Below are 10,943 nucleotides of genomic sequence, written 5' to 3'. Positions count from 1 at the left end.
CATCCTGAATTTATTTCAGGATCTTTAACGAGGGGAAAATATATATACGTATGGAGAATAATGCTATCAGGTAGATCCTGAAACAAGTTCAGGATGACGATCGCATGTGGACAGTGGATTATTGAATAAAAGTATTGTTCGATTAACCAATTTAACCAATTAACCGATTAACCAATGTGCGGATGGCCAATGAACTAATGAACTTTTTAGCCACGGATGCACGGATTAACACGGAGGTTTTTCGGCACCATGCTAACCAATGAACAAATGACCAATGAACTATTGAACTAATAAACCAATTTCCTTTCTTTGCAATATGTTCAAGCTGCGCATCAATAAAATAATCAATCAACCGGGCGATAATATTACTTTTCAATTTGAGGAGGTTGATCAACAGTATCCAAAATATCAGGCAGGGCAGTTTCTATCATTGGTTTTTCAGGGAACGCACAAAGAAATCAGGAGATCTTATTCATTTAATAGTTCGCCTGATGTAGACGAACCTTTGGCCATTACCGTAAAACGTGTGGAGAATGGTGAAATTTCGAGATTTTTGCATCATAAAACTTCGGTAAACGATATTCTTTTTGCGCAGGAGCCACAGGGACTGTTCAGTTATATACCGGAAGAAAATTTGGAACGTGATCTTTTTCTTTTCGCCGCTGGAGTGGGCATTACGCCGTTATTTTCGATTATGAAAACTGCGCTTGTGCGTGAGAAAAAATCGTTGGTTACTTTGGTGTACAGCAATCGCTCAATGGAAGAAACGCTGTTTTACAATGAGCTGAGCGAATGGCAGGAAAAATATCCCGATAGGTTAAAAATTGTTTGGGTTTTTAGTAACAGTAAAAACCTGATGACAGCCAGACTGAATAAATTTTATATCGAAAAACTGATCAAAGAACATTTACATTTCGAACGGGAAAATGCACTGTTTTACAGCTGCGGACCTGTAATCTATATGGATCTGTGTCGCATTACCTTATTGGGGATGGGTTTCGATATTAAACAGATCAAACGCGAAACTTTCGTGCTTCCCGAAGATGAGCTTGATGAAGATGATAGCTCGGAAAAAGTAGTTGATAAAAACACCTACTCGGTTATATTGAATTTTAATGGCGGAACGTACCATCTCGATGTGCCCTGGCCAAAAAGAATTTTAGATGTTGCGCTCGAAAATAAAATCAAACTCCCTTACAGTTGTCGTGGGGGCGTATGCAGTACTTGTGTAGCCAATTGCACAAAAGGTGCGGTTAGAATGGATTACAATGAAGTGCTTACCGACGATGAACTGGAAAGAGGAAGGGTGCTGGTTTGCACCGGGCACCCAACTGAGAACGGAACAACTATCGAATGGTGATTTGGTTCACTGGTTCATTGGTCATTGGTTAATTTGTCATTAGTTCACTGGTTAGCATGGTATTTGGTTCTTTTTACCGTTTGTATAGCATGTGGGTTTTACCAATGAACTAATGACCAGTGAACAAATGAACGCTAAGGTTTTACCAATGAACGAATGACGACTGAACTAATGAACCTCGGTTAATTAGTTCTTTTCCTTTCCTCATCATTCCCGAACCCACGCTCTTTTACGCTGATTTTGTTATTGCCAAAGCTATACGTTAAAGAAACCCTGAAATAACGGTTGCTGTTGTTCTGACTGTATACCTGTTTAATGCCATTAACAACTGAAGTATAATTTTTCAGGTAAGATGTATTGAATATATCGTTTGCTAAAAGTGCCAGTTGTAGCTTATTGTTCAATAAGCTTTGTTTTACCGCTAAATTTATGCCCCACATATTGCCATAGCTATACAAACCCCTTTTAAATGGAGATGTGTAAAAATAGTCGAGCTGTAACTTGCTTGTTTTACCCAGCGAGAAGGTATTGCTTGTATTTAAATATGCCTGGATGCCGTTGTTTGGTGTTGAATTTAATGCTGCATTGGTGAATTTACTGTTCGAACCAAGCAAATAAGCCATGCTTTGGGTCTGCCACCATTTTGTAAGGTCAGTAGAATAAGTTTCGCCGATTCCGTAGTAAAATTCGCGATAATAGTTTTGCCTGCTGATGACCTGGGTGTTATTTTCAGGATTAGCGGTGAAAATAACGCCGAAACCGTTGCTTACCACATTAAAAAAGGCATTTGTTCTTAATTTTCCTTTATAAACATGGGTGAAATCGAAATTATCATTAAACGATGGCTGTAAAAATGGATTTCCTTCCGAATAACTTTTGCTGTTCAGGTAAGAACGGAATGGATTTAATACCTCAAAGCCCGGTCTGTTTATCCGTCGGCCGTAATTGAATAAAAAAGTATGGTTGTCGTTCGCTTTATAAGAGAAATAAAGTGTTGGAAATAGTTTTAGGTAGTTGTTTTTATTGGTTTGGTTCAATGTGGCCGAAAAACCGGTGGTTTGTGTGTTTTCTAGTCTTAAGCCCAGTTGTAAACTTAATTTATTGTTAAAATCTTTAGCTCCATTTAAATAAATCGCCTGGTTATTTTCCTTATAATCGAAATTGTTTGAACGGTTGGGATCTAGTCGTGAGCCTCCATTCATGGTGTTGTAATATTGTATATCGCCCCTGCTATTAGTAAAGCTTATTTTGGCGCCATAAGATAGGTTTACCCATTTCAGCGCATGCTCCATGTCGGTTTTTAAACTTAGGTTATTAATTTCCTGGTTAGAGAGGTTTCTAGCTGATTGGTTAATGTTTTGGAAAGCCATTTCGGGCGAAAAGGAAGTGGCTACGAAATTATTATCGATTTTGGATTGATAGGTAAAATAGTCTGCGTCAAAAGAGAGTTTTCGTCCTGCAGTATCCAATTTGGTGATCAGATGTACATTATAGGCCTGGTTTGATGAACGAAGATCATTCTGGCCCGTGTTGATCAAGGTAGAATCGAGCGTATGGTTCTGGTTGCCGATCTTAATAATGGTATTATCGTTCCGGTCGGGATTATTGTAATTTCCATTGTACTGTAAGCCTATTATGGTATTTGGCGAAGCATCGTAATCGAATGTTAAACCTCCCGAAAGGTTGTCCTGTTTTTGTTTGGTGGTGCTGTTCAGTTCCCACAGTCCGTTAGGATAAAAGGTATTTAAATCTTCGCGTCCTTTAATGTTGCCCAGTTTACCACCTGCATTAACAGAAAACCTAACTTTATCTCTATTGTAGAAAAAATTATTCCTCAAACTATAAACACTGTATCTGCTCTGATCGTATGATAAAGTTGTGGTATTTTTCCAGGCGTTTACGGCACCCTTTTTAAGATTGATGTTGATGATGCCTCCATCACCTGATGCTTCGTATCTGGCAGGTGGATTGCTGATGATTTCTATATTTTTAATGTCGCTTGCAGCGATCGAATTTAAATAATTGATCAGGTCCTGGCCGGTTAATTCGATCATGTGGCCGTTTACCATTACCCTTGACGAACTTTTACCCAACATGCTGATGTTTCCGTTCTGGATGCTGAGGCCCGGTGCTGCACGTAAAGCGTCGGTAGCACCACCACCAATTGCCGCTATGCTGTTTTCCACATTAAAGATTACGCGGTCTGCCTTTTGTTCCAGAATTGGTTTTCGTCCAACTACAGTAACATCTTTTAGGTTACCGGTTTCTTCTATTAAAACTACCGGCCCAAGATCGGTGCTTTTGGTCAGCTCGAGGTCTTTCTCCCAATCGATATAACCGATAAAGCCGATCCTGATTTTGTATGTGCCGCTTTTAACACTGGTTTCGAAAGTGCCGTCATCTTTGGAAATGGTTCCGGTTACCATTTTCCCCTGCAGGTCTGCAATAATAATGTTGGCACCGGGAATCGGGTTTAAATGATCTTTTACAGTTCCTTTTAGTTGCACCTGTGCAAAAACTGATAATGGGAATAACAGACAGATGATTGCAATAACTCGGTTCATAAATTCTTTTCTAGGGGTTAAAAAATTAATATGATGCAAGTTGCTGCAGAAAGAACAGATCTACGACCGACTAAAAAAAGTCGAACGCATTTGTGCGGATAAAAAGGGTACGGCTTTTTTTACAGACGTACGACTTTTTTGTAAGTGCCTTATAATGAGTTATTACGATATAGGGTTGGCGTGGTGCCGGTATATTTTTTAAATGCGGTATTAAAAGAAGATTTTGAATTAAAACCAACTTCATATAAGATTTCGAGCACGGTAAATTTAACTTTCGCAGGGTCTTTTAAAAGTTTGCTGGCCTTATTGATACGGTATTCGTTTACAAAATCAAAAAAATGCTGGTTGAGATGGTGGTTGATCAGTATAGAAAGATCGCGGACAGGCATTTTTATCTGGCTGGCCAATTGTTGTACAGTTAACGAAGGATCGAGATAGGGTTCTTCGCTTTCCATGTAATGCCTGATCAGTTTTATTTTTTCTTCCAGTGCGGGATCCAAACGGGTAGTAACCGGTTGATCGGCGACCAGGGTTTCTACAGGTTGAAGTTCGGTATCAACCCCTCTGAAAAGATCGGGGTAATAGAGTGCCTTTAGTATAAACCAGCAGAGTATCGCTAGCGCCGTTAAGCTAACAAACACATTCAGCAGGATAAAAACAAACTCGTCATCCGTATATTTAAATAAATTTTTAACCAGCACTATTGCGTGTGCAACAAGCGAGATAACGGTAATCTGCATTAACCATTTGTAGGTTGCCGTGCTTCCATCGGTATAATTTTCGCGGTAAATCTTCTGAAATCTCCTTAAAACAATAAATGCCCCCGTAATGTAAAAAAAGAACTGTGCTTCGGTAAGTATCCTGAAAAACAGCATTTCGGGTGTGTGTGTAGCGTGGCTAAATATGTAATCTTTATTTTCGTTAACAGCCGAATAAAAATGGGGGATCAAAATCAGGTTAGCGATTACAAAAGGGATGAGGTGCAATAAATGTTTATACTTTAACCTAAAACCTGTATAACATACCGATAAAATATAAAGGTAAAAGGCTGGCATGATGAGCAGGGAAGTTGTCCACCTGAAAATTTCCAGATTGGGAAAATTATTGATATAAGTATAAATAAAAAAACCGCTGATATCTACGGCACTAAAGAGGATAAATGCGGCAAATAACCTGTTACTGAGTTTATTTTTAGTTTTTACGGTAATCAGGAATACGGCTAACAATACAGAGACCAGTACGGCAATAAGCGCTGTGCCGATAATGAAATCGAATTTATTCATTTAGCTAAAGTAAATAGATTAAGGAAGATATTAATGGTTTATCCGGCTCTTTACTTCGTTAAACACCAATTTTTTATAATATTCCTTTAAAGTTTTTTCCAGTTTTTCGTCGCTTAGCCTGTGTGCGATGTGCATTCCCCTGAAATAGATTTTGGTTTTACCGTTTTTAAAGGTGCGCATGGTAAATTCAAGATCCCGCAAGGTGTCTTTTTCGATAATCAACTGGTTTAATTTGTAGAAATTAACTTCCTGGTTTTGGGTGAGGCGTGATTTTTCTAAAGGTGTTATGCTATCAAAAGCAATGTTCTGCTCCTTTAGCCTTTTAAGAATTTCATGCTGTGTATAATTTACCCTGATGGTGCAGTTGTAGCAGGTAAGATCGGCATTGCTTTTATTGTAATAATAACGTGCCGGAGGGGCGGTGGCAATTAATACCGCAAATGAGGGAATAAGTACAGCCAATGGATTGATATGCTTTATTTTAATACGATCTAAGCGGTTGATGTATTTAATGATATAATATGGAACAGGCAGAAAAATAAATACCAGGAGATCCGAATAATCGATTACCCTCGATGTGCCGATAAAACTATACCGGTTATAAAAATCGATCAAACCCTGCGAAAATTCTGATTTCCAGAATAAAAATAAAACGGCGCTGAGTGTTACAGCTGCTTTATCAAGTTTGGGGAAAATGTAGGCTAAAATCAGGGGTAATATGATTATCCCAACCACATCAGATAATTTTCCGCTTAACCAACCGGTGTAGTTGAATTTGATATAGTGATCGTTAACCAAAAGGATAAGTACACAAAACACAAAAATGTAATTTAAGATGTAATATCTGTTGCGGGGCGTTGTCATTTAGCGAAAGATTTAATTAAGGCAGTAACCAAAACCGCCATCCGTTCCAGTATTGGTTGTAATGTTCGCCAAAAGTTTGGTATGGAGATTCCTGACTGACATTTTTTGAAGTTAAAAAAGAGTTGAGTGGTATTATCTGGTCGAAAAGCTGAACAGTATTTAACTTCAGGTCGTAAACAAAATAATTTTGATTTAGGTCTAGATTATGTTTCTCTAATGTACCGTAAACATAATCATCAGTGATGATGAATTCATTTATATATATGACGCCTTTATTCTTTGGTTCGATATGTGACATGATATCGGTTTGACCGATTTCTCTGTGATGACCAATTGGAATTCTGGCGCTATCTCCCAGTCCGTGGTCTCCATAGTAGGAAAACATGAAGAAAAGTAACCCGATAGAGATAATTACCCAACTCAATACCCATGCTAAGGCTTTTTCATTCTTAAAAAAATAGAATAAACTGCCCGGTTTTGGTTTTACAAGGCTGTTTATGCCGAAAAGTATTATCGAAGAATAAATTGCACTTTGTATTAAGATTTTAAATAATTCGAATATAAAATGTATTAATGCCATTTTGTGAGGTTGAGTGCGTTAGAAATAGAATAAATATGCAGTTTGATCAAATGCTCTTCAATGCGGGTTTAGCTTTTATAAATTTTATCGAAAAATAAATCATGTTCAGCAATATGCCCATCAACAAAGTCATTCCCCAGGTGCGGGGATGGTTGAAGGGGTTGATAAAACGGTCTATAATGTCGCTGGCCAGTCCGAGTGGGTTTTGGATAATGTCCCAACTGTTCCATCTCAGATAGCGGCCAAGGTAAATGCCAAAACCAGCTAAAAATAGAAATGAAACAATTATGGTATTAATCCATTTTTGGTTTAAATAGCTTGATAGCATTTTTTCGATATCCATCAGGCTGGTTAAACCGTATACTAATCCTGTCCAGGCGAATGATAAGATCAAAACCAGATCGAACCATACCGGCGCTGATCCATTAAGGCGAAGGTGGAACAAATCGGTTAGGATATACGGAGAGTTGGGGAAAAACAAAATCCACGATATAATCAATAAAACCAAAGGCAGTTTTTTGTTTAGGTTATAGATCAACATTAAAGAACTGATCGTCCAGGGGATAAGTGCCAGAAATAAATTCCAGTTCAGAAACAGGAAAACTTTTGTGTCTGTAATTAGAGACCTGGTTATCGATATTGCAAAGCAAAATATAGTCATTGCAATTAACAGGATGGTAATATTTAACCTTCCCAGTGTTTTGAGTTTGTTTATCATTTGATTAGCGATCGTTATTTTCTCTAAAAATACAAAACCATTGCTCATTCCGCAACGTTTATGATGTGGAAAAAAGCCTGATTCTTATTTCAGAATATAGCTTTTATATTATGACATTTAATCCTTAATACAGATTGCATTAGACTTTCATTTTGATAAAATTTTTAGCATTTTTGCGGATTGAAATCCGGTCTTTTTTATAACCTGGTTTTGGCCCCAATTTTAAATAAAATATGAGCAATAAATCTATCGACCTCGGTGAGCAAAAAGATGTAGAAGTATATGGTGCGAGGGTACATAATTTAAAGAATATAGATGTTAGTTTTCCGCGCAACGAGCTTGTGGTAATCACAGGTTTAAGTGGCAGCGGTAAATCTTCTTTGGCTTTTGATACCATTTATGCCGAAGGCCAGCGCCGTTATATGGAAACATTCAGCGCTTACAGCCGCCAGTTTATGGGAGGAATGGAACGGCCTGATGTGGATAAGGTTTCGGGATTAAGTCCGGTTATTGCCATCGAACAGAAAACCACCAGTAAAAACCCGCGCTCTACCGTGGGTACCATTACCGAAATTTACGATTTTATGCGTTTGCTCTACGCCCGTGTGGCCGATGCCTACTCGTACAATACCGGTGAGAAAATGGAGCGCATGAGCGAAGACCAGATCCTGCAGAATATTTTTAATAAATTTGATGGCATTGCCGTTAATATCCTGGCTCCGGTAGTTAAGGGTAGAAAGGGGCATTACCGCGAACTTTTTGAGCAAATCCGTAAGCAAGGTTATGTAAAAGTGCGTGTAGATGGGGAGATTAAGGATATTACCGCTAAAATGCAGGTCGATCGTTATAAAATCCACGATATCGAAGTGGTAATCGATCGCCTGATCATTGATGTAAAGGATAAAAAACGCCTGCTCGATTCGTTGCAAACGGCAATGAAAATGGGTAAAGGTGTAATCAAAATCAGCGATAAGGATAATAACGTAGCCCACTTTAGTAAGTTCTTGATGTGCCCAACCACGGGTATTTCTTACGATGAGCCACAACCGAACAGCTTTTCGTTCAACTCGCCTTATGGTGCTTGCGAACGTTGCGATGGTTTGGGTTATATTTTCGTGGTGGATAAGGAATCGGTTATCCCGAATCCGAAACTGAGTATTTTAAATGGCGGTTTGGCACCTTTGGGCGAATACCGCGATATCTGGATGTTCCAGGTTTTAAAAGCTTTGGCCAAAAAATACAGTTTCTCACTTTCTACCCCGATCGAAAAATTAAGCGACGAAGTAATCAACATCATTTTAAACGGTTCGCCCGATCTGATCAAGGTTGAGGTGGAATACAATAAATGGAACGTTCAGAATTATAATATCACTTTTGATGGTATTATTAAAATGCTTGAGGAGCAGAACGAAAAAAGAAGCGAATCTGCATCGGATGATATGGACGAATTCAGGAAACTGAAAACCTGTCCGGAGTGTCACGGCGCCCGTTTGAAAAAAGAAAGTCTGCACTTTAAGGTTGATGGTAAAAATATCTTCGAACTTTCGTCGATGGATATCAACAACCTTCATCAATGGTTCGAAAAAGTTGATGAACGTTTGTCAGACCGTCAGAATATTATTGCAAAGGAAATTTTAAAAGAAATTAAAGCTAGGATCGGCTTTTTAACCGATGTGGGTTTAACCTATTTAACTTTAGATAGAACTGCCCGCACACTTTCGGGTGGCGAAGCGCAACGTATCCGTTTGGCTACGCAGATTGGCTCGCAGTTGATGAATGTAATGTACATCCTCGATGAACCGAGTATCGGTTTGCACCAACGCGATAACGAACGTTTGATCAATGCCCTTAAAAATCTCCGCGATCTCGGAAATACCGTTTTAGTGGTAGAACACGATAAGGATATGATTTTGGAGGCCGATTGGGTAATTGATGTTGGTCCTGGTGCTGGTATCCATGGTGGTACCGTAGTGGCCGAAGGAACTGCCGCGCAGATTTTAAAATCGAATACCCTAACTGCCGATTATTTAAATGGCAAAAGGCAGATTGAAACACCAAAAATACGCAGAAAAGGCAACGGACATAAACTGTCGCTCATTAAAGCAACCGGACATAATTTAAAAGAGGTTTCGGTCGATTTTCCATTGGGTAAATTTATTGCGGTAACCGGTGTTTCGGGCAGTGGTAAATCGAGTTTAATTACCGAAACTTTATATCCGATTTTAAACCACCATTTTTTCAGGGCCAAAAAAACACCTTTGCCTTACGAAAAAATCAATGGCTTAAAAGAAATTGATAAGGTTATCGAAATTGATCAGGCTCCGATCGGTAGAACACCACGTTCTAACCCTTCTACTTATACAGGGGTATTTTCTGATATCAGAAACTTGTTTGTTCAGTTGCCAGAAGCGAAAATACGTGGTTACAAACCCGGCCGTTTTTCTTTCAACGTAAAAGGTGGCCGTTGCGAAACCTGTCAGGGTGCAGGTTTAAAGGTAATCGAAATGAACTTTTTGCCCGATGTACAGGTTCCTTGCGAAGAATGTGGCGGAAGAAGATACAACAGGGAGACTTTGGAAGTGCGTTTCCGCGGAAAATCGATCAGTGATGTATTGGATATGAGTATCGAAGATGCCTGCAATTTCTTTGAAAATATTCCGATCATTTACCGGAAAATCAAAACCTTAAAAGATGTTGGTTTGGGCTATATCACATTAGGACAATCGTCGGTTACTTTATCGGGAGGGGAGGCACAGCGTGTAAAGCTGGCAACAGAACTTTCGAAAAAAGATACCGGGAAAACATTTTATATTTTGGATGAACCAACAACCGGACTTCATTTCGAAGATATTAATGTGCTTTTAGGTGTATTGCAGGAGCTGGTTGATAAAGGAAATACCATTTTGGTGATCGAACATAATCTGGATGTAGTTAAAGTTGCCGATTGGGTGATCGATTTAGGTGAAGAAGGCGGCGCAGGCGGCGGAAGGATTTTATTTGAAGGTACACCCGAAGGTTTAATCCAAAACCCGATCAGTTTAACCGGAAAGTTTTTGAAAAAGGAAATGAAATGGAATCCGCAGTCCGCAGTCGGAAGTCCGGAGTCAGAAGTTAAAACGCCTAAGAAAAGCACAGCTAAAAAGAAAAAGTAGTTTGAAGTCGGAGGTACGAAAGACCGAAGTCGGAGGTTTAATTGTCTAATCCATTATGCATTTTACATCATCCATCATACATCAAAAAAATGATTTTCACTGATACCCATACCCATTTATATTACGAGCAGGATGCCGAGAAACAGGCCCAGTTAATGGAACGCTGTTTTGAAAATGATGTGAAGCGTTTGTTTTTGCCCAATGTTGATGTAAAATCGATTGCCATGATTGATGATCTGGTAGCAAAATATCCTGAAAATTGTTTTGCAATGGCCGGTTTGCACCCTTGCGACGTAAAAGAAGATTATCTGACACTGCTGGATGAAATATATGCAAGTATTGCCGGAAGGAAAATTTATGCCATTGGCGAAATTGGGATCGATCTGTATTGGGATAAAACCACATTGGCTATTCAGCAGGAC

General features: G+C 39.0%; 8 protein-coding genes. 3 read left to right on the top strand and 5 right to left on the bottom strand.

The genetic code is table 11. The annotated features are described in order from the left end of the window. Positions 1 to 316 precede the first annotated feature (316 nt). Positions 317 to 1,360, top strand: a complete 1,044-nt coding sequence (locus B2V92_RS22850) for a ferredoxin--NADP reductase (protein ID WP_293312461.1) — start codon at positions 317 to 319, stop codon at positions 1,358 to 1,360. A gap of 182 nt (positions 1,361 to 1,542) precedes the next feature. Here B2V92_RS22850 and B2V92_RS22845 read toward each other — a convergent pair whose 3' ends face one another. The 5 genes from B2V92_RS22845 to B2V92_RS22825 form a co-directional block, all read right to left on the bottom strand. After that, positions 1,543 to 3,924: a TonB-dependent receptor domain-containing protein gene (locus tag B2V92_RS22845; RefSeq protein WP_293312459.1), complete on the bottom strand. Its 2,382-nt coding sequence runs from the start codon at positions 3,922 to 3,924 to the stop codon at positions 1,543 to 1,545. 149 nt (positions 3,925 to 4,073) lie between these two features. Beyond that, the gene (locus B2V92_RS22840) at positions 4,074 to 5,207 is read right to left on the bottom strand and encodes a helix-turn-helix domain-containing protein (RefSeq protein WP_293312457.1); all 1,134 of its coding nucleotides are present in this window, start codon (positions 5,205 to 5,207) and stop codon (positions 4,074 to 4,076) included. Between the two features lie 30 nt (positions 5,208 to 5,237). Continuing rightward, positions 5,238 to 6,071, bottom strand: a complete 834-nt coding sequence (locus tag B2V92_RS22835; protein WP_293312455.1) for a hypothetical protein — start codon at positions 6,069 to 6,071, stop codon at positions 5,238 to 5,240. 16 nt (positions 6,072 to 6,087) lie between these two features. Further along, the gene (locus tag B2V92_RS22830) at positions 6,088 to 6,651 is read right to left on the bottom strand and encodes a hypothetical protein (RefSeq protein ID WP_293312453.1); all 564 of its coding nucleotides are present in this window, start codon (positions 6,649 to 6,651) and stop codon (positions 6,088 to 6,090) included. Between the two features lie 46 nt (positions 6,652 to 6,697). Then, positions 6,698 to 7,369, bottom strand: a complete 672-nt coding sequence (locus tag B2V92_RS22825) for a DUF1361 domain-containing protein (RefSeq protein WP_293312451.1) — start codon at positions 7,367 to 7,369, stop codon at positions 6,698 to 6,700. Between the two features lie 233 nt (positions 7,370 to 7,602). Here B2V92_RS22825 and uvrA point away from each other — a divergent pair, with 233 nt between their 5' ends. Together uvrA and B2V92_RS22815 are read left to right on the top strand one after the other, a co-directional pair. Beyond that, positions 7,603 to 10,521: an excinuclease ABC subunit UvrA gene (gene uvrA, locus B2V92_RS22820; RefSeq protein WP_293312450.1), complete on the top strand. Its 2,919-nt coding sequence runs from the start codon at positions 7,603 to 7,605 to the stop codon at positions 10,519 to 10,521. Positions 10,522 to 10,610: 89 nt separating this feature from the next. Then, on the top strand, positions 10,611 to 10,943 hold a 333-nt coding region (locus tag B2V92_RS22815), incomplete at its 3' end, for a TatD family hydrolase (protein WP_293312449.1).

The sequence above is a fragment of the Pedobacter sp. UBA5917 genome (assembly GCF_002432345.1).
Lineage (GTDB): Bacteria > Bacteroidota > Bacteroidia > Sphingobacteriales > Sphingobacteriaceae > Pedobacter.
Note: the sequence above shows the minus strand (reverse complement) of the source record. Positions and strands in the feature narration are given on the sequence as shown.

What these genes read in the sequence shown, in the direction of transcription:
- uvrA (WP_293312450.1), top strand. Translation starts at nt 7,603, where the DNA reads ATGAGCAATAAATCTATCGACCTCGGTGAGCAAAAAGATGTAGAAGTA.
- B2V92_RS22850 (WP_293312461.1), top strand. Translation starts at nt 317, where the DNA reads ATGTTCAAGCTGCGCATCAATAAAATAATCAATCAACCGGGCGATAAT.
- B2V92_RS22835 (WP_293312455.1), bottom strand. Translation starts at nt 6,071, where the DNA reads ATGACAACGCCCCGCAACAGATATTACATCTTAAATTACATTTTTGTG.
- B2V92_RS22840 (WP_293312457.1), bottom strand. Translation starts at nt 5,207, where the DNA reads ATGAATAAATTCGATTTCATTATCGGCACAGCGCTTATTGCCGTACTG.
- B2V92_RS22830 (WP_293312453.1), bottom strand. Translation starts at nt 6,651, where the DNA reads ATGGCATTAATACATTTTATATTCGAATTATTTAAAATCTTAATACAA.
- B2V92_RS22825 (WP_293312451.1), bottom strand. Translation starts at nt 7,369, where the DNA reads ATGATAAACAAACTCAAAACACTGGGAAGGTTAAATATTACCATCCTG.
- B2V92_RS22845 (WP_293312459.1), bottom strand. Translation starts at nt 3,924, where the DNA reads ATGAACCGAGTTATTGCAATCATCTGTCTGTTATTCCCATTATCAGTT.